The following is a 19,432-nucleotide window of genomic DNA, read 5'->3' as shown; positions in this document are numbered from 1 at the left end:
AATGTTACATAGTATTTTTTACACTTATATATACTAGCACATTTTTCTAATAAAAAGGATGAAAAAGATCATCATAATTATAGAAATCTAAATAGCAACTTTATTAATAAAAGGTTGTTCATTTGTAATATCAAATTATTCATTATCTCACACACAAAACATTCTTTCATCATATGGAGATGTTTCTAAAGCTACTACAGTCAGACTATGTAGCATTATTCGCAATTATTGCATTTGGTATTTTATTAGGTAAAATCAGTGTTAAAGGTGTATCCTTTGGATTATCGGCAGTGATTTTCGTAGCCATGTTTTATGGATACCTTATGAATGCACTGGGTTTTGAAGACTTTGCAATACCAGGTATCATTCAAAAAATTGGCTTATTATTATTTATTTTTACGATCGGTATGCAAGCAGGTCCCTCATTTTTTGAGGCCTTTAAATCGCAAGGAAGTAAACTGATCATTTTAGCAACTTTATCTGTTGTTACAGGCGGACTCGTAACCTTTGTTTTAGGTGTTGCTTTTGATGTAGACTTTAAAATCGCAGTTGGTCTACTTACAGGAGCATTAACCTCAACACCAGGTCTTGCGGCAGCCATTGAAAGTTCACAATCACCACTAGCCTCTATTGGTTATGGTATCGCTTATCCTTTTGGTGTAATTGGTGTCATTCTTTTTGTAAAATTAGCTCCTAAGTTCTTCGGTGTCAGCATTGAAGAAACGGAAAGAAAATACGAAGAGGAGGCAACAGCAGATACACCTGACTTAAGCAACAAAAACTTTATTGTCACCAACGATAATGTTCACGGAAAAACAATCGGTGAATTAAACATTCGTTTTATGACTAAAGCAAACATCTCTCGTGTTATGGAACCTAATACAGAGAGTAAACCACCAATGAAAGATACTGTTCTTCATAAAGGAGATTTGGTAAAAGCCGTTGGTACTGTTGATGCTTTAAAAAGAGTAGAACTTTTACTAGGTGAACCAACTGACCAAAAAATACCTCGATCAGGTATACATGAAATTCGTTGGTTTGTTGTATCATCAAGAAACGTAGTTGGTAAAACACTGGGTGAATTGGATTTGCACAACAACTACCTTGCTACGATTACAAGGGTAAGAAGAGCTGGATTAGATTTATCGCCAAGACCTTCTACTCGTTTAAGATTTGGAGACAAATTACTGATTTCGTCTACAAAAGGAAACATTGTAGGGCTTACAGAGCTATTTGGTGATAGTATCAAAATAGTGGAAACTCCTAGTTTCTTACCTGTAGCACTAGGTATTATCATCGGTGTACTTTTAGGTAAACTTGAAGTTCCTATTCCTGGTGGTTCATCTTTCTCATTAGGCCTTACAGGCGGAGTTTTGATGGCTGCTTTAGGATTGAGTAGACTTGGAAAAACAGGCCCTATTATTTGGCACTTACCAAGTAACGCCAATGCACTATTAAGACAGTTCGGTTTATTGTTATTCCTAACTCCTGTTGGTGTAGGTGCAGGTACTAAGCTTGTATCGACAATTAGTGAGTATGGTTTCCAATTATTTGGAATAGGTGCATTGATTACTTTAATCCCTATGTTAGTTGTAACAATTGTAGGTCACGTTTTCTTTAAAGTAAACTTCCTGTCTCTGATGGGTGCTTTAACAGGTGGTATGACTTCTACTCCAGGACTTAGTGCCATGGACAATATGACTGAAAGCGATGCTCCACAAGTAGCTTATGCCACTGTATATCCATTTGCTTTGGTTGCTATTATTATTGTCGCTCAAATTATTGGAGGACTATAAAATCACGATTAGCTATTAAGGGTTAATTCATCAAATAGCCTCAACTACATTATTTAGTAGTTGAGGCTATTTTTATTTATCTTTTTTCAATAAAACGGAGGATCTCTGACAACACCTCTTCTTTGATTTTCTCATTGTGCATTTCATGCCTTAATCCTTTCCATATTTTGAAAGTCATATTTTCAGAAGGAGCCTTATTCGCAAATTCTTCAGACGCTTTATAAGAGGTAATATTATCATCATCTCCATGCATCAATAAAGTATTTACTTTCAATTGTCCTGCATTTTCAATAGCCCATTCCCCTGCTTCCTTTACGCCAAAATACAACGCCGTACAAATCTTATTGTGAACCAAAGGATCTTTTACATAGATCTCTCCCACGGTCAAATCAGTCGATAAGTCAGCAGGATTTAACTTTGATGGAATTACAAAATCTTTAAAAATACCGCCTATAAATTTCCCTATTTTCTCTTGCCAAGCTGGAGGATCAACTGCCAATCTCAACCAAGGACTAGTCACAATGGCTCCTTTTAAGAAAGAAGGGTTTTCTTTTAATAGATATGAAGAAACGATATTCCCGCCCATACTATGACCATAAAGAAAAATAGGTAGATCCGGAAACTTTTCTTTGATTAAAGAGAGCAACTCGGTTACATTATGCAATACAGCATCATAACTTGGCACAACCCCTCTTTTACCTGGCGTCTTACCGTGTCCTCTTTGGTCATAACCTATAAAACCATAATTATTTTCATTAAAAAAAGCAGCAACGTGAGCATACCTTTCAATATGTTCGCCAAAACCATGAATCATAGCAATAATAGCTTTAGGCTTTTCATCTTCAGGTAACCAACATTTCCCGTATATATCTATATTATCTGCTGTTTGCCAAGAGTATTCAAAAGATTTCATTTTAATAATTTAGTGATTATTCGTATTTCAAAAAATTAGTAAAAGATAATAATTTTTGATGATTTCTAGCCTAACCGATCCTTTTTCATGGTTTAAAAGTTATAATTAGTAATATTATTCTTTTGGATAATAATAAGGTAAGGAGAATAGAGTATATTTACAGAAGTTTTTTTTAAAGTATAAAACTCACCTATGATACAATCGATGACTGGCTTCGGCCAAGTAGCAATAGAAAACGAGCATTTCAGTGCTTCAATAGAAATTAAAACACTTAATTCTAAGAATGCTGATTGCAATATTAAAATGTCATCAACTTTTTCAGACAAGGAAATTGAGTTAAGAAATTTATTAAGTTCAAAACTTCAAAGAGGTAAAATTCTCCTGATCTTGAATTATGTTTCTAAACGTTCTGAAAGTTTAACGGCTTCGCTAAATACAGAAGTGATCAAAAGTTATTACAATAGCTTAAAGAGTATTTCTGAAGATTTAGATACGGACTCAAATAATCTTTTGGAAATAGTTATGAATATGCCTGAGGTTTTTTCAAAGGAAAACCAAGAAGATATTACCAAAGAAGATTGGCCTATTATCAATGAAGGTATTTTAGAAGCAATTACTAAAACAATAGAATTTAGAACAGAGGAAGGTAATGCTTTAGAACAGGCACTAAGAAGTGCCGTAGTGAAGATTACTGAATACCTTGAGAAAGTAGTAGAGTTAGACCCTCAAAGAATTGAGCGATTAAAAGAGAGATTGAGAAATCAAATTGCTGAGTTTGAGAATAACGAAAACTTTGATGCCAATAGATTTGAGCAAGAATTGATTTTCTATATTGAAAAATTAGATATCAATGAGGAAAAAGTAAGGCTTTCTCAGCACTTAAAATACTTTATTCAGACTTTAGAGCAACCAAAATCAAACGGTAAAAAACTTGGTTTTATTGCACAGGAAATCGGTAGAGAAATTAATACAATAGGTTCTAAAGCCAATGACGTCGATATTCAAAAAATTGTGGTGAATATGAAAGATGAGTTGGAAAAAATTAAAGAACAGAATCTAAATATTCTATAAAAAGAAAAGGCATTATTCATCAATCAGAATAATGCCTTTTTTATCGAACTCAGGTTATTAATGCAGCTTATGCATTTCCTTTTCTAATTGCTTGTTCCCATTTCCAAGCAGACTCCATCATCTCATCAATTCCACTTTGAGCCTTCCAGCCTAAAATCTCATTGGCAATCGTTGTATCTGCCCAAATTTGTTCTACATCTCCTTCTCTACGATCTACAATTTTATAATTGACAGGAATGTCATTTATTTTTTCAAAAGCATTGATCACTTCTAACACTGAAGAACCTGTTCCTGTACCCAAGTTAAAGAATTCATATCCCTCTTCGTTCTTCTTGTCTATCAAACGTTCTGCCGCAATAATATGAGCTTTAGCCAAATCAACTACATGAATGTAATCGCGAATTGCTGAACCGTCAGGTGTATTGTAATTATCACCGAAAACAGATAATTGTTCTCTAAGGCCAATGGCTGTTTGCGTAATAAACGGCACCAAGTTTTGAGGAACTCCTTTTGGCAACTCTCCAATCAATGCTGAAGAATGTGCTCCTACAGGATTAAAATAACGAAGTGCAATCGCTTTTATCTCAGGAAAAGCTTTGACCGTATCTCTCAAAATCTCTTCGCAGATCTGTTTTGTATTACCATATGGAGATTCAGCAGGTTGCACTTTTGCCGACTCAGTTACAGGCAAATCATCAGGCTGACCATAAACCGTACAAGAAGACGAAAATACCATATTTTCCACTTTGTACTTCTTCATGCTGTTCAATAAATTGATCAATGAACAGATATTATTTTGGTAGTATTTCAACGGTTCTTTTACGGATTCACCCACTGCTTTAAAAGCGGCAAAGTGAATTACAGAACCGATATTTGGATATTTTTCAAACAAAGCTTCAACACCACTTTCGTTGACTAAGTTGAGCTCTTCAAAAAAGGGTCTTTGGCCTGTTATTTTTTCTATTCTATCAACAACTTCTATTTCTGAGTTGGATAAATCATCAACTATTATTACTTCATAACCTTGATTCTGAAGTTCAACAACTGTATGAGAACCGATGTAGCCAGTTCCTCCTGTTACTAATACTTGATTTTTTGACATTTTATTTAAAAATTAATCTTAAGATGATTTGACCTAATAATTCTAACTCTAATAAGATCAAATTAATTCACTTTCACTTTATAGGTCTTATAATATTCTTCGGTAGATACTCTTAATAATAAGTATTGTCCTCTATAGCCTGAAGGTAGATCTAGAGAGATGACAGCAGAATCGTTCTTACGTTCCAATTTCTCTATGGGCTGCCCTGCCATTGTATACCATACAAACTCTAATTCCACCCTTTTCAATTTAGATGGTAATTCAACTTTAACCGTTGTTCCATCCACCGGGTTGGGGTATATTTTTACTTTCTTAAATAAGCTTTCATTTTCTTCTAAACCTGTTACCAGCAAAGCTCTTTTATAATTTGGAACTCCATAGCCATACAATGTATCCGGTGATGAAAAGTTATCTCCTGATCTTCTCAACCTAGAAATTACATCCATAGGCATTGTACCTTCAGGCAATGCTTGCAGTAAACCTGCACACAATGCTGCCATTTGTGGTGCTGAAAATGATGTTCCGTTAGAGGTTTTTACCTCTCCAGTTGATCTTACTACCCATGCTCCTTCTCCGACTGCCATAACATCCGGCTTTACACGTCCATCAGCTGAAGGACCTACAGAGCTTGAGAATGCTTTTTTAAGAGTAGAACTGTTTACAGAACCTACCGTCAATACAAAAGGTGAATCAGCAGGAAATGATATTTTCTTCCAATTACCTCCACCTTCATTTCCAGCAGATGAAACTACCAAAATACCTTTTGAATAAGCATGGTTTGCACCTATGGTGATCCATGCTTTATGTCCCGTTAAATCATCATGAGTATAATTTTGTGTGGCATCATCAAAATCATAATATCCCAAAGAACTTTGGATAATATCTACACCAATAGAATCAGCACGCTCTGCTGCAGCGACCCACATTAGTTCCTCAATTCTACTTTCAAAGGCTGTATTTTCTGTTCTGTATAGGTAATATGTCGCTTCAGGGGCTCCACCTACATAACTTCCTTCATCAAATGCGGCCATTGTAGATAGAACATCAGCTCCGTGTGAATGATCATCAGCAACCTCTGAATTTTTATCATAGAAATCAAAAGATTCGCCTAAAATCAAATCTTCAAAAAATGGATTAGAAGAGTAATTACGAAATCCTGCATCTAAAACTGCAATGTGGATTCCTTCCCCTTTATAACCATCTTCATGCATTTTATCAATCCCCAAAAGAGCATTTTGTTGTTCCGATTTACCATAGTCATACACTTTTGATTTTAAATCTCTCTCTATCCCCCCCATCGATTTATCTGACATGTCCATCACTTTAGATACGGATTCAATTTTCTCGATTTCAACGGGATCTGCATTACTGACAATTACGGCATTGAACCATTTTAAGGGGTGCCATATTTTAGCACCTGTCGATGCAACATCATCAATGTAAGATTGTACAACAGGTAAGTCTGAAGAATCAATTGCGATATCCATTGATGTTCTTCTATTAATCGCTGACGCTGAAAGATATTCCTCCGGATTGGATAAACTAAAAGTGGTTGATGCTTTATCGTGAAACTGTACAAGATGGAAGGTTTCTTGTGCAGAGAGCAACATAGATATATGGAATAGAAATATGGTAAAAAGTGTCTTTTTCATAATAAAAAGTCAATATCTTCAGATTTTATGATAAGTACTATACACATTGTAAACATAGTTATGCTCATCTTCAAATAACATCCATTTTAAAACCATGATTCTTTTAATGATCATCACTTATCTTATCATGGATCAAATTTGGTTTACAATGCACTTTAATAATGGGAATCTCTATTTAAAGCTAGTAAACTGACAATAGATAAAAAAATTCATTAAATAAGAAAAAACCTCTTTCTACAAAAATTATAGATCGAGGTCCATTCATATCTTATTTATTAGTGTAAAAATACAACTTTTCACAACAACAAGTCTTTATATTTGTTTTTTTAACCCCCAGATTTTTTAGCCTTGTATCCTGCTGCTTTCAACAGTTCCATGACCTTGTCTCTGAAGTCGCCCTGAATGATAATTTCTCCATCTTTAGCACTTCCTCCAACGCCGCATTTTGATTTCAGCGTTTTGGCTAAATCCTTTAAATCATCATCACTCCCCACAAAACCTGTCACTAAAGTGGCTGATTTTCCTTTTCTATTTTTACGATCCAACATTACTCTTAAGTCTTGTTGGTTGGGTGGTAATGTTTCTTCCTCGAAATCTGATTCTGTTTCATATTCATAATCAGGATCAGTACTGAAAACTACACCTAAACGATCTTTCCAATCGCCTCCGTCATTATTATTTTTTCTCCCCATGATTGTTCGATTAATACAGGTCGTCTAACTTTAACTTTAAATATTTACTTATTGAAAAGTATACACTTGAGACTACTACTAAAGATCCCAAAATGACCGCTAATATACAAATAAACCCAATATCTTTTGAAGAGATCAGATAAACCAATTCTGGCATGGAGGCAATTGCTGATGCCGCCACCAACGCCAAACATAATGAAGCAATTCCACCACCGATGGCTCCCTGAATTGCTCCTCTGATCAAAAAGGGTTGTTTAATGAAAATTTGTGTGGCCCCTACAAGTTGCATCGAACGAATTAAAAATCGTTGGGAATAAAGGGCTAATCGAATCGAATTGTTGATTAAGATGATAGCCGTTGAGAAAAATATCAAGGATAACGCAATGACAACAAAACCAATTGTTCGCATATTTCCTCTGATATTCTGAAGCATATTTTTAGTGTAAACCACTTCATAAACTCCTGTTAAAGACCCCAATTGATACTTAACATCTTCCAAGGCACTTGTTTCAACCCCAACGTCAACACGTACAGCAAAAGCATCTCTTAAAGGGTTTTCACCAAGAAAACGTACAAAATCTTCACCTGTAGTTTCGATCATTATTTCAGCTGCTGATTCTTTACTGATAAACTGCGGTGCTTCTTCTTTTGAAACAAAAGAAAAGTTTTGAATCGAAGCGGCTAAGCTTTCTTGCTCCTGCTCTGTCATGTCCTTGTCTAAAATCACTTGCATCTCTATTCCACTTGATAGTCTATTGGCTAATCTTTTAGTTCCAATAGCAAAAAGCCCAAACAGAGCGATCATAAATAATGCTGCTGAGATACTGAATAGTACGTTAGTATAAGGATAACTTCCAACGATTTTTTTCTTCATTGGTCTATTAAAAATTTTGCAATTAGGGGATAAGTTCCACTTGTGGGCTCAATGGCCTACAATGTATCAACGATAAAAGTTAGTAGTTCGTGTTAAGTACTAAGTCAAAAATAGAATTAGTATTAAATAATTTCGCCTTAGTACTTAATTACCAATTAATTGGTGTTTTACCCTGTTGTTCCAGGTAATTATTGGCTTGCTGGAATTGTTGATTTCCAAAGAAACCTCTATGTGCTGACAAAGGTGAAGGATGTACAGACTTTAAAATAAGATGTTTTTTAGGATCGATGACTCTTCCTTTTTTCTGAGCATAGGAACCCCAAAGGAAAAATACTACACCTTCTTTTTCATTGGCTACTTTTTCAATCACAGCATCTGTAAATTGCTCCCAACCTTTGTTTTGATGCGATCCCGCTTTATGAGCTTCTACCGTAAGAGTTGCGTTCAATAATAATACACCTTGGTCTGCCCAACGTTCTAAATTACCAGAGGCAGGTCTAGGAATACCTAAATCAGCTTCAATTTCCTTAAAAATATTGACCAATGAAGGAGGTTGTTTGATTCCATCACTGACAGAAAAGCATAAACCATTGGCTTGTCCTTCTCCATGGTAAGGGTCTTGCCCTAAAATTACAACTTTCACCTTATCAAAAGAACAGTGGTCAAAGGCATTAAAAATCTTACCTGCGGGAGGGAAAATTGTTTTGGTGGCATACTCTTGTTTTACAAACTGAACAAGGTTTGCAAAGTAGGGTTGTTCAAACTCCGTATTTAGTTTATCCTTCCAAGATGTTTCTATTCTTACTTCCATATATGAAAAGGGAGTTACCTATTGGCAACTCCATATTATTTATAGTTTATGCTTTTACAATTTCGAATGATAAGGCTGCTGCAAGTTTCGCGGTACGCTTATCAATATCTAAACGTGGGTTCAATTCGGCGATGTCTGATGAAATGACTTTACCACTTTTGTACACCTTCTTGAACAATCTCATAAAAGTAGGGTTAGGCTCAACCCCATTGTAGGCAGATGCACTTACACCTGGAGCATAATGTGCTGCAAACACATCCATACAAGTAGTTTGATAAACAAAATCAACACTATCCAAAAAGGCACTCAACTTATGAGTTGTTCCCACTTTGTCAGCTTCTGATAATCTTCTACCGGTGATGTATTTTACATTAAGTTCGTTAGCCGTATCATAAAGTTTTTGTGTATTGCTGTTTTTCTGAATACCAATCACTAAATAATTGAACGATTTATTTTGCTCTTGTTGCTTTTGAGCTATTTGATAGAAAGGCGTACCCGAACTAGGAAGTGGGTTCGGCTCTCTTAAATCAAAATGAGCATCGAAATTAATGATACCTAATCTCTTTCCTGGGTGTACTTTATTCATATACGCGTTGACCCCTAAATAGTGAGCATAAGCGATTTCATGACCACCACCCCACACAAGTGGTCTATAACCTTTCGTCAAGACCATTTCAATCACTTTACCCAAAGCTTCCTGAGCACCTTCTAAGTCCTCATCAACACATTGAATATTCCCAAGATCCAAAAGATGTACTGATTCAGGGAAATGAACGGGCAAGTTAGCACTTACTTTTCTCATTGCGTAAGGTCCATCCAATGCACCTACTCTACCATTATTCCTCTTAACACCTTCATCGCACATGAATCCAATAATAGCTACCCCTGATTCTCCTTCTTGCAAAGTCGGCATCTCTTCCGTTTCCAAGTTGACAACTTGAACCTTCTGATGCCATCTAAAAACATCATATGTTTCTCCATCTATTCTTCCAGTCCAGATTGAAGGGTTTGTTGCTAGGTATCTATGGTCTATCATGTATTTATATATTGTATTTTTCTAATATTTTTTTTAATTCAACTAAAATGAGTTTTTAGCGATTCACAAATTAACAAAAAGGTTGTTTAGGATAGAAAAATTATGTATATTAATTCCAATAACCCATTCAAAAAGTTTAATTAACATTCACCTGTTGTGCATACTAAAAAATTATTTTGGCTACTCATCTAACATAATTGTCATAATATTAATAGATGACGCATTAAATTTCATCACCCTGAACCTATCTCTGATAAATATAATTATCCCATGAAGAAACTTTCTTATACATCCACTTTAGAAAACGACGAACTTAACCAAGCCTCTACCGCAGATGAACTAGAAATACCTCGCGACACCCCCGAAGAGGAAGTCGTCAATAGCATAACACACGGTATTGCAGCACTACTAAGTGCAGTGGGATTAGCAATCCTACTCAATCAAATAGATGCCAATGACCCTAAATACATCATCTCTGCGATCCTTTTTGGAGGAAGTATGATCATTTTATTTACTTGCTCAACACTTCTTCACCTTCACTCAGACGACAACTACACTAAAACATTAGTCATTTTAGACCACTCTGCTATTTATTGGCTCATTGCTGGTACATACACGCCTATGTGTCTGATCGAAATACCTCATCAAGGTGGAACTGAACTTTTCATTGTGATTTGGGTGATTGCCATTCTTGGTACTATATTCAAAATGATTGTTGCAGACCGCTACCAATGGGTTTCCATCACCCTGTATTTACTAACGGGATGGGTAGGTGTTTTTGTATTTCCTGAAATGTTAGAAGCCTTAGGAGAAGGTATGCAATGGATTATAGCAGGAGGCTTAGCTTATACACTGGGCGTTCCATTTTATTTATGGAGAAAGCTAAGATATAATCATGCGGTCTGGCACATCTTTGTAATGGTGGGAGCAGGACTGATATATTATGGATATTATCTTTATATCTTCTAGAAACAATAGCACACATGTCATAAAATACAACAGCCCTGTAACTTTATAATAGTTACAGGGCTGTTTTGTGTGCACTACGTCACCTTATTTATTCTCTTGAACAGACTTTCCTTTTTGAGAAGGATGCTGTCTAAACATTTTACGTTTATGTCTGTAGTCCAAGTAATATCCTATCATTGGAAATACTGTACTCAGAGTGATGATAAATAGTATCTTATATATTATTCCTTCTCCTTGCATAGTGGTATATTTTAGGTTCGAGTACTACAAATATACATGACGAAAGTCACCTTTCAAATCATTCTTAGTTGTTTTTACCGTGAATCATTTTAGAGACAATGTTTTTCTTATCTCTCAATTCACCCACAACAATACCAAAGAAGTGAATCACGATAAAACTCACTAAATAATAAAGTGATAGCTTATGCATATCCTCCATTAATTCATGATCTCCAATATCATAAATTAAGCTCATTCCCGTGATCAAAGAACCAGCGATACAAACATAAAAAATGAAATAAACCCATCCTTCTACTTTTTCTCTGCCAGTCATATCATTTGAAGACAGGAAGTTTAGCTTTATTCCTTTTTCTTTTGCATTCGTGAGAAGTCTTAATACATAAAGACCAATCAATAGATAGCCTGCATTGATGTGCCACTGCCACATGTTACCACGAATAGCTTTGGCAACTTTCATAGCTTGATCTTTTGTGATTTCGATATCGAATGTTCCTAAATAGTTTAGAATTACATCACGCATATAGTACTTGCTCATCCAATTTTCTCGAAGGAAAATCGTCATCAAAATAAAGAGCATCGTAAATGCTATCAGCCAGTGAAGTAGGCGATGAGATAGACTGAAGTTTCTATTTGTCATTGTGCTTGAGGTGTAATATTAAATATTGTGACAATACTAGATTGTCCCTGAAAAAGTGTAAGTAATTACAATTCTACAAAATAATAAGAAGATTTTTCTTAGTAATTTCGAAATACAGTACATCACTTAAGGTAAAGTTAATAGTCTTTTTAATAAGTATTTACTATTTTTATCTGCACAACAATACAATTAAACACCCCTTACATGAAACAATTACTACAAAAGAGTTTACTTTTTACTTTACTCTTCATCTCTTACAATTCATTTGCACAGGTTCAAAACGACAACTATCCCCTACTCGCTAGCTTTTATACTGAAGGTGGAAAATTTGAGGACAAAATTCAACTCTATATCGTCGAGTTTAGACATTCTTCTGAAGTAAATGTTAGTATTTCCTATGATAAAGTTTCTGGAGATCTCGTCTTAAAATTCATGGATAAAAGCGGTTCTGAACACAGAGAAGTCTTACATGGCTATGAACCAAAGTATAATGCGAATACACCTAGTGTAATCACTTTTTACAAAAAAGACGATACCAAAAAATCTGTTTCCATTACAGAATATAATGGAGGTCTATCAGTTATTTGGAATGGCGAACAATACCATATGACATCATAGTGATTATAATTGATGTTTTAATTGTTAATGGTTAATTTCTAGGTCAGTATCATCATTGCAACTTTTGCAAAAAAATAGGGCTACATTCAATAAAGAATGTAGCCCTATTTATATATAACCTTTCAAAATCCAAGTCAGTTGTTACCTCAACTTGGACTCATAATATACATTTAATTTCGATCTTTGATATGTTGCATCTCCAGCAATTCCATCTGCCCAAAGAATTCTTCCTTTGTCTACATCGTAGAAAGGTTTAATATCAATTACTCTTAGTGTCAATTGACCTGATAAGACGAAAGAAGCGATAGTTTGACCACCTTTCTCATAACTTAACATATACTTGTAAGCTGCATCTCTCATGTACTTACCTCTCAATGATGCTAACTTTAAATTACGATCATCTGCTTCACCTGAAGCTTGACCTCTACCTTCCAATGAGATTCTATACATTCGGTCAGGATTAGCTGTTAAATTCATCAAAATTCTATCACAAATCGCATCTAACTGCTCTTTTTGCTCTTTTGAGAATAAAGACATCTTTGTTTCTCCAGCTCCATAAGTTTCAGAACTGTAAACAACTCCTATTGGTTGATTTCTTAATTTTTCCCCTACAGGTACTAAATTGTCATTGTATAAATTTACGCTCATTGGATTAATTTTTAAAGATTATAATTGAAAGAGTCTGACTAAAAAAAAAAGTATGTTTTTATCGTCTTGACAATACAAAAGTATATAAACTCTACCAATCTACAAGAGTAATAGGCGAGTAATTACAAATTAAAATTATAAGTTACTGATTTTTAGATACTTTAATTACTCTCCTTGTTTTCGAATTCTACTTAATTCAGTTTGATAAAAGTCCTCATTTCTCTTCATTTCCTCCTGAGTTGCTTGCATCTCTTCTAGGTTTTGTCTCATCTCCTCTTCTTGTGACCTCATTTGTTCTGCCTGCTGTTGTGATATCGCAAGCAATTCTTTTAGTTTTTCGGATGCAAGTTTATTTAAAATGGTGATCGCTAGACTTTCACAAACTCTAGAAAGGAATTCTAATTTATATTTTTCGAGAACTTTAAAACTAGCTATTTCTATGACCCCTTCGACCTTATCATAAGCTTTTAAAGGATAGATAGCCACAAATGAAGCGGTAATATCTCCAAGGCCAGAACTGATATTCAAATAACCTGATGGAACATCTTCTAATACAATAGGTTTTTTTTCCAAGAAGCATTGACCTATGAGACCTTCGCCTTGTTCTATTTTATTTGAGTTCAAATATTTTTTACGATCATAAGCATAAACAGACTGCCTCCTCAGGTAATCCCCTCTTTCTTTGTCTTCTACTCTTGAGAAAACAGCAACCTGATTCAAATCTAAAACTTTAGCCAAGAAGCTTGTCGAATGATCAATAAGATCGTCTAAGTTTTCTACCGTTCTCGTTAAATCATTAAACTCTGCAAGTCGTTGTGTGGTCCAAGTTCTTTGTTCATCTTCTATTTTTGTAATCTGAACTTTCTCCAACACTTCACGAAGTTCTTTATCTGATTTTTCAAGCTCTATATTTCTTGCAATGCTCTCGCGGTTTAATCGTTCAGACTCTAAACGGTAACTCATTCTTTCTCTCTGCATTAACAGCATCAGAATACCCATACCTAACAAACCTAAATAAGCTCCACGAGTGGAATTTGGGGCGTAAAGTGTATCGTAGTCAATCAATGGGTCGTTCAGAACATCTTGTAATTTGAACATTGACAATAAGAAACCTGCCAAAATAATAAATAAGGACCATTGAAATTTTTTCTCTCTAACATCAAAAATTAAGAATGGAATCAATAAGTGAACCATTGCAACAATAAATCCTGATGTACGAGGGTTTGCCCCCTCAGGTGTTAGATAAGAATTATAGATGATTACGATACTCATTGGTACTAAACATAAAATCACCCTTGATACCTGAAATAATCGAAGGTGGTTCAAAGTAAGTACAACCAAATTTCCCAGAATACCCATCAATGGCCACTGCATTAGTACAGGGGCTTTCATGATCGAAAGTATAAGATAAAACATCTGAAAAAAGGTCAGGTAAAAGGCAAACTGATTGGATGTGATCACCTTCTCTCTTGTAATCCCTTGAATATTTTTATCTAAACCTATTGAAAATATCTGCTGAAAAATGTTCATATATTAAAAATTAAACGCTCTGCTATAGTTCGCTTCCCCTCTTCTCTTCGCTCATTTCATAAAATAAAAAGTTCCTGTAACAAATGTACTTAAAAACTTATGTTATTTTATCACTCAAAAAAGAAACGTAAATTCATTTTTCTTTAGTATAAAAATCATGCACAAATGAATATTTCAAAAGACTTATACAAAACATCACTGACTTTATTGACCGATTTCTATCAAATCACCATGGCTTATGGGTATTGGAAGCAAGGTAAAGGTGAACAAAAAGCCGTTTTCCATGGATACTTTAGAAAAGCTCCTTTTAAAGGCGGTTATGCAATTTGTGCAGGCTTAGGATATGTGATAGATTACATCAATCAGTTTGAATTCACTCCCGATGATATTGCTTTTCTTGCTCAACAAAAGGACAATAATGATCAACCATTATTTGAAAAAGGGTTTTTAGATTATTTGTCCAACCTTAAACTATCCGTGAATGTTTACGCTGTTGAAGAAGGAAGAGCAATTTTCCCAAATGAACCGTTTATAAGAGTGGAAGGTAATTTAATTGAGTGTCAGTTATTAGAAACGGCTATTTTAAACATTGTCAATTTCCAAACATTAATTGCTACTAAAGCGGCCCGATTAAGAATAGCTGCTCAAGAGGATACTTTGTTAGAATTTGGATTAAGGAGAGCACAAGGTATAGACGGGGGAATTGCGGCTACAAGAGCGGCTTATATTGGTGGTTTTGATGCTACTTCAAATGTATTAGCTGCAAAATTGTTGGATATTCCTGTTAAAGGAACTCATGCACACTCGTGGATAATGTCATATGATGATGAATTAAAAGCATTTAAAGCTTATGCTGAAGCAATGCCTACAAATTGCATTTTTCTAGTTGACACCTACAACACCCTAGAAGGTGTAAAAAAAGCCATCAAAGTGGGATTGGAATTAAGAGAAAAAGGATATGAAATGATAGGTATCCGCCTTGACTCAGGAGATTTGTCCTATTTAAGTATAGAAGCTAGAAAGCTTTTGGATGATGGCGGATTCCCAAAAGCTAATATTGTAGCAAGTAATGACTTAGATGAATATTTGATCAACAACTTAAAAAAAGAACAAGATGCAAAAATTAATGTTTGGGGAGTAGGTACTAAACTTGTAACGGCATATGATCAACCTGCATTAGGAGGTGTCTATAAGCTTGGAGCAATTGAAAATGAGAAAGGGCAATTCGATTACAAAGTAAAATTATCGGAACAGGTCAATAAAATTTCAACACCCGGAATATTACAAATTAGACGATTTAGAGATGATAAAGGGAAATATAGTGCTGATGGTATTTACAATGAAGAATTTTCGATGAGTGAAAATTGTACATTAATCGATCCTAATAATGGTATTCGATCGAAAAAAATCACTGAAAAAGACCAAGGAGAAGACTTATTGATTCAAATTTTCGATGGAGGAAAATTAGTGTATGAAAAACCTAGTATTCATACTTCAAAAGAAAAAACTTTAACCGAATTAAGCCGATTTGACAATAGTATCAAGCGTTTTTATAATCCACACGAATACCCTGTAGGGCTTGAAAAAGGCTTATATGAATTAAAATTGGAGGTTATCAATAATTTAAAGTAATTATCAACAGAGAAAATTTCGATTAACAATAGAAAACCCTAATTTTGGGTAGATAGTGATAGGATTTTTGTAAGATACATTGCATAATCAATTTTTGATATCGGAAGAAGAGTGAAAATGCAATAGAATTATTAACGATAAACTATTTAGTTAATAATCCAGCGTTGAAAGAGATCACTATTTCTGTAATTAATTTTTTTAACTGTTAGCGTTAAGCAAATTACTATATGGCTTCAGAAGCAAAAAGAAATAGAAATATTAGAAAGAACATATATAAACCCAATGCTACCGTTCAACCCACTTCTGCTACCCCACATGAAGAAAGAACGGAAAGGCCTTCAAGAGTGAAAATGCCAAGCATATCAATCAGTAACAATAAGTTTAGTGATCCTAGATTGAAGACAAGCCTTGGGTTATCTTTAATGTTCCTTTCCATATATACATTCCTTGCTTTATTCTCTTTTATTTTCACGGGTAAAGCAGATCAAAGCGTCATTGAAAATGTTGGTGGAATTAGCAATTTAATTTCATCTGGTAAAGAGGTGCAAAACTGGCTTGGCCTTTTGGGTGCATCTTTGTCTCACTTATTGATCTACAACCTATTTGGTGTAGGTACAGCATTATTGATTCCAATGCTTTTTATTGGCGGATATGAATTATTCACTTTGGGTAAAGGAAAATTAATCCGATTTAGAAAGCTATCTTATATCTGTCTGTTTTACATGATGTGGAGTAGTATTTTGCTCGGCTACTTTGTAGTTGTCAATGACTCTCCTAATTTCTTGGGTTTTCTCTGTGGTAAAATTGGTTTTACTGTAGCTGACGGACTTTACAGTTTGATTGGGTGGGGAACCGTAATTTTACTGATTTTATCGGTTTTAATCCATACAGTTTATATCACAAAGTTTAAAAAAGTCACTTCTCTAATCGGAAGAGTGACTAAGAATAATGTAGAAGAGCCTATTACTTCAACACCACCACCTTCAGAAAACATTGAAGAAACAGAAGAAGAAGAGATTCAAGACAATGTTGATACTACTTTAGAAGATTCAGTGGAAGCAGAAGTTAAGAATGAAATTGAAGAAGAGGAGGTAGCAGAAGAAAGAGATACGGCATTAGAAAATGAGATTGTCAATACTATTTTAGAAAAAGACACCCCAACTCCTGCTGAAATCATACCTCACTCTGATATCACTCCGCCTGCTGTAATTGAGGAAGAGAAACAAGATCAAAATACACCTCAACAAATTAAGGTAGATCCAATTTCTGTTGACGTCAACATTCAAGTAGAGCATGTTCAAGTAGGTGAAGCTACTCCGGTTCCACCATCACAAAACTATTCTGAACATAGAACTCAAAAGTCAAAGCAAGAACCATTACCTCCGGTTCCTCCGAAACAAGAAATTCCTGCTTCTACTTCTAAAGAAGCAGAGCCTGCTCCTTCTTATGAATTAGAAAAAGAAAATAAAAAATCAGATCCTATCGCCTTAGATCCACCTGCTCCGGCACCAAAGGTAGACAAATCGATAGATCCTCATCAATTGAGTAATGTCTCCAACACTGATGATGTAGACAAAGCTGATTTGAATATTCAATTTGATGAAGAAGAAGAGGAACATTTCATTCAGGTGGAAGATTTGGATGAGTATGATCCTAAGCTCGATTTAAGTCATTATAGACACCCTAGCTTGGAGCTTTTAAATCCTCCTGTTGAAAATAAAGCAAAGGTTACTAAAGAGGAGCTTGAAGAGAATAAAGAACGCATTGTAAATACCTTAAGACATTTCAAAATAGGCATTTCATCTATCAGTGCGACGATTGGTCCCACAGTTACCCTTTATGAAATTGTACCAGAGGTAGGCATTAAAATTTCAAAGATCCGTAACCTCGAAGATGATATTGCACTAAGCTTATCAGCTTTAGGTATTCGTATCATTGCTCCTATTCCTGGTAGAGGTACTATTGGTATTGAAGTACCAAATAGTAATAGAGAAATGGTTTCTATTTCTTCAGTTTTAGCAACCGAAAAATTTGCAAAAGCAAAAATGGACCTTCCAATCGCTTTTGGCCGTACGATCTCCAATGAAGTATTTGTGACGGACCTTGCAAAAATGCCTCACGTTTTGATGGCAGGTGCTACAGGTCAAGGTAAATCAGTTGGTATCAATGTTCTTCTGAGTAGTTTACTCTATAAGAAGCATCCTTCGGAGTTGAAATTTGTAATGATAGATCCTAAAAAGGTAGAACTTTCACTATTTAATAAAATTGAAAGACACTTCCTTGCTAGTTTACCTGATGCAGAGGAAGCTATTATTACAGATACTAAAAAGGCAATCCATATCTTGAATTCACTATGTACAGAAATGGATATGCGTTACTCTTTATTGAAATCTGCAGGAGTTAGAAACATCAAAGAATACAATGCAAAATTCAATAGTAGAAGACTTAATCCTAAAAAAGGACACCGTTTCCTACCATACATTGTATTAGTAATTGATGAATTGGCTGACTTGATGATGACAGCAGGTAAGGAAATTGAAGGCCCTATTGCTCGTTTGGCACAATTAGCCAGAGCAATTGGTATACACTTAGTGGTTGCCACTCAACGTCCTTCTGTAGACGTCATTACGGGTATGATCAAAGCCAACTTCCCTGCACGAATTTCATTTAGAGTAACTTCTAAGATTGACTCAAGAACGATCTTAGATGCTGGAGGAGCCGATCAATTAATTGGTATGGGTGATATGTTATTATCTACTGGTAATGATATTACTCGTTTGCAATGTGCTTTCATTGACACTGATGAGGTAGAAAAGCTTTGTGATTTCATTGCGGATCAAACAGGCTTCGCTACAGCATATATGTTACCAGAGTTCGAAGAAGAACAGCCAGCAGGTAAAGATGCTGGTGGAAGAAGTGTTGACGATAGAGATGATCTTTTCGAAGAAGCAGCACGTTTACTTGTAAGACATCAGCAAGGGAGTACATCATTAATTCAACGAAAATTAAGTTTAGGATATAATAGAGCTGGCCGAATTATTGATCAATTGGAAGCAGCTGGAATTGTTGGGCCATTTGAAGGCAGTAAAGCAAGACAAGTAAATGTAAAAACTGAAATGGATCTTGAAGTTCTTTTAAGAACATTAGAATAAAGTTTGAAACATTTTACCCTTCTTTTTACGTTTAAATAGGCTATAACAAAAAACTGAAC

General features: G+C 35.0%; 17 protein-coding genes. 6 read left to right on the top strand and 11 right to left on the bottom strand.

The window, feature by feature from the left end:
• The first annotated feature begins 173 nt into the window (after positions 1-173).
• On the top strand, positions 174-1,796 hold the full coding sequence (locus IC221_RS03925) for an aspartate:alanine exchanger family transporter (protein ID WP_223241287.1): 1,623 nt from the start codon (positions 174-176) through the stop codon (positions 1,794-1,796).
• 76 nt (positions 1,797-1,872) lie between these two features.
• On the opposite strand, the gene IC221_RS03920 is transcribed toward IC221_RS03925, so the two are convergent.
• Positions 1,873-2,709 (bottom strand): alpha/beta hydrolase, encoded by an 837-nt coding sequence (locus IC221_RS03920; protein ID WP_188167701.1) that lies wholly within the window; start codon positions 2,707-2,709, stop codon positions 1,873-1,875.
• Between the two features lie 192 nt (positions 2,710-2,901).
• Here IC221_RS03920 and IC221_RS03915 point away from each other — a divergent pair, with 192 nt between their 5' ends.
• Entirely contained in the window at positions 2,902-3,780 is an 879-nt protein-coding gene (locus IC221_RS03915) for a YicC/YloC family endoribonuclease (RefSeq protein ID WP_188167700.1), read from the top strand.
• 67 nt (positions 3,781-3,847) lie between these two features.
• Here the strand turns inward: IC221_RS03915 and galE are convergent, their stop codons facing one another.
• From galE to hutG, 6 genes are all read right to left on the bottom strand, one after another.
• Entirely contained in the window at positions 3,848-4,882 is a 1,035-nt protein-coding gene (galE, locus tag IC221_RS03910) for a UDP-glucose 4-epimerase GalE (protein WP_188167699.1), read from the bottom strand.
• Positions 4,883-4,944: 62 nt separating this feature from the next.
• Positions 4,945-6,534 (bottom strand): S8 family peptidase, encoded by a 1,590-nt coding sequence (locus IC221_RS03905; protein WP_188167698.1) that lies wholly within the window; start codon positions 6,532-6,534, stop codon positions 4,945-4,947.
• A 326-nt stretch (positions 6,535-6,860) separates the two neighbouring features.
• Positions 6,861-7,226 (bottom strand): translation initiation factor, encoded by a 366-nt coding sequence (locus IC221_RS03900; protein WP_188167697.1) that lies wholly within the window; start codon positions 7,224-7,226, stop codon positions 6,861-6,863.
• Positions 7,227-7,236: 10 nt separating this feature from the next.
• Positions 7,237-8,100: an ABC transporter permease gene (locus IC221_RS03895; RefSeq protein WP_188167696.1), complete on the bottom strand. Its 864-nt coding sequence runs from the start codon at positions 8,098-8,100 to the stop codon at positions 7,237-7,239.
• Positions 8,101-8,248: 148 nt separating this feature from the next.
• Positions 8,249-8,911 (bottom strand): uracil-DNA glycosylase, encoded by a 663-nt coding sequence (gene ung, locus IC221_RS03890; RefSeq protein ID WP_188167695.1) that lies wholly within the window; start codon positions 8,909-8,911, stop codon positions 8,249-8,251.
• A 46-nt stretch (positions 8,912-8,957) separates the two neighbouring features.
• The gene (hutG, locus tag IC221_RS03885) at positions 8,958-9,947 is read right to left on the bottom strand and encodes a formimidoylglutamase (RefSeq protein ID WP_188167694.1); all 990 of its coding nucleotides are present in this window, start codon (positions 9,945-9,947) and stop codon (positions 8,958-8,960) included.
• Between the two features lie 270 nt (positions 9,948-10,217).
• Between hutG and IC221_RS03880 the strand changes: the two genes are divergently transcribed.
• Complete coding sequence (locus IC221_RS03880) at positions 10,218-10,916, top strand: hemolysin III family protein (protein ID WP_188167693.1); 699 nt, start codon at positions 10,218-10,220, stop codon at positions 10,914-10,916.
• 84 nt (positions 10,917-11,000) lie between these two features.
• On the opposite strand, the gene IC221_RS03875 is transcribed toward IC221_RS03880, so the two are convergent.
• Positions 11,001-11,156 (bottom strand): hypothetical protein, encoded by a 156-nt coding sequence (locus tag IC221_RS03875; protein WP_188167692.1) that lies wholly within the window; start codon positions 11,154-11,156, stop codon positions 11,001-11,003.
• Between the two features lie 64 nt (positions 11,157-11,220).
• Positions 11,221-11,793, bottom strand: coding sequence for a cytochrome b/b6 domain-containing protein (locus tag IC221_RS03870; protein ID WP_188167691.1), 573 nt, complete (start codon positions 11,791-11,793; stop codon positions 11,221-11,223).
• Positions 11,794-11,997: 204 nt separating this feature from the next.
• Between IC221_RS03870 and IC221_RS03865 the strand changes: the two genes are divergently transcribed.
• On the top strand, positions 11,998-12,411 hold the full coding sequence (locus IC221_RS03865) for a hypothetical protein (RefSeq protein WP_044211023.1): 414 nt from the start codon (positions 11,998-12,000) through the stop codon (positions 12,409-12,411).
• 141 nt (positions 12,412-12,552) lie between these two features.
• Here IC221_RS03865 and IC221_RS03860 read toward each other — a convergent pair whose 3' ends face one another.
• Positions 12,553-13,059: a hypothetical protein gene (locus IC221_RS03860; RefSeq protein ID WP_044211025.1), complete on the bottom strand. Its 507-nt coding sequence runs from the start codon at positions 13,057-13,059 to the stop codon at positions 12,553-12,555.
• Positions 13,060-13,224: 165 nt separating this feature from the next.
• Positions 13,225-14,589 carry a GAF domain-containing protein gene (locus tag IC221_RS03855; RefSeq protein WP_188167690.1) on the bottom strand — a complete coding sequence of 455 codons (1,365 nt, stop codon included), beginning with the start codon at positions 14,587-14,589 and terminating at the stop codon, positions 13,225-13,227.
• 165 nt (positions 14,590-14,754) lie between these two features.
• On the opposite strand from IC221_RS03855, the gene IC221_RS03850 reads away from it, so the two are divergent.
• Positions 14,755-16,221, top strand: a complete 1,467-nt coding sequence (locus IC221_RS03850; RefSeq protein WP_188167689.1) for a nicotinate phosphoribosyltransferase — start codon at positions 14,755-14,757, stop codon at positions 16,219-16,221.
• A 227-nt stretch (positions 16,222-16,448) separates the two neighbouring features.
• A complete protein-coding gene (locus IC221_RS03845) occupies positions 16,449-19,373 on the top strand; it encodes a DNA translocase FtsK (RefSeq protein WP_223241286.1) in 2,925 nt (974 codons plus the stop codon).
• The last annotated feature ends 59 nt before the right edge of the window (positions 19,374-19,432 follow it).

The organism is Flammeovirga sp. EKP202 (assembly GCF_014534745.1).
GTDB lineage: Bacteria > Bacteroidota > Bacteroidia > Cytophagales > Flammeovirgaceae > Flammeovirga.
The sequence above is the reverse complement of the archived record's forward strand: the minus strand, read 5'-3'. Positions and strand labels throughout refer to the sequence as shown.

Coding starts and splice junctions, on each gene's coding strand:
- hutG (WP_188167694.1), bottom strand. CDS start 9,947: ATGATAGACCATAGATACCTAGCAACAAACCCTTCAATCTGGACTGGA.
- IC221_RS03875 (WP_188167692.1), bottom strand. CDS start 11,156: ATGCAAGGAGAAGGAATAATATATAAGATACTATTTATCATCACTCTG.
- IC221_RS03905 (WP_188167698.1), bottom strand. CDS start 6,534: ATGAAAAAGACACTTTTTACCATATTTCTATTCCATATATCTATGTTG.
- IC221_RS03880 (WP_188167693.1), top strand. CDS start 10,218: ATGAAGAAACTTTCTTATACATCCACTTTAGAAAACGACGAACTTAAC.
- IC221_RS03895 (WP_188167696.1), bottom strand. CDS start 8,100: ATGAAGAAAAAAATCGTTGGAAGTTATCCTTATACTAACGTACTATTC.
- IC221_RS03915 (WP_188167700.1), top strand. CDS start 2,902: ATGATACAATCGATGACTGGCTTCGGCCAAGTAGCAATAGAAAACGAG.
- galE (WP_188167699.1), bottom strand. CDS start 4,882: ATGTCAAAAAATCAAGTATTAGTAACAGGAGGAACTGGCTACATCGGT.
- IC221_RS03845 (WP_223241286.1), top strand. CDS start 16,449: ATGGCTTCAGAAGCAAAAAGAAATAGAAATATTAGAAAGAACATATAT.
- ung (WP_188167695.1), bottom strand. CDS start 8,911: ATGGAAGTAAGAATAGAAACATCTTGGAAGGATAAACTAAATACGGAG.
- IC221_RS03855 (WP_188167690.1), bottom strand. CDS start 14,589: ATGAACATTTTTCAGCAGATATTTTCAATAGGTTTAGATAAAAATATT.
- IC221_RS03865 (WP_044211023.1), top strand. CDS start 11,998: ATGAAACAATTACTACAAAAGAGTTTACTTTTTACTTTACTCTTCATC.
- IC221_RS03870 (WP_188167691.1), bottom strand. CDS start 11,793: ATGACAAATAGAAACTTCAGTCTATCTCATCGCCTACTTCACTGGCTG.
- IC221_RS03850 (WP_188167689.1), top strand. CDS start 14,755: ATGAATATTTCAAAAGACTTATACAAAACATCACTGACTTTATTGACC.
- IC221_RS03860 (WP_044211025.1), bottom strand. CDS start 13,059: ATGAGCGTAAATTTATACAATGACAATTTAGTACCTGTAGGGGAAAAA.
- IC221_RS03920 (WP_188167701.1), bottom strand. CDS start 2,709: ATGAAATCTTTTGAATACTCTTGGCAAACAGCAGATAATATAGATATA.
- IC221_RS03900 (WP_188167697.1), bottom strand. CDS start 7,226: ATGGGGAGAAAAAATAATAATGACGGAGGCGATTGGAAAGATCGTTTA.
- IC221_RS03925 (WP_223241287.1), top strand. CDS start 174: ATGGAGATGTTTCTAAAGCTACTACAGTCAGACTATGTAGCATTATTC.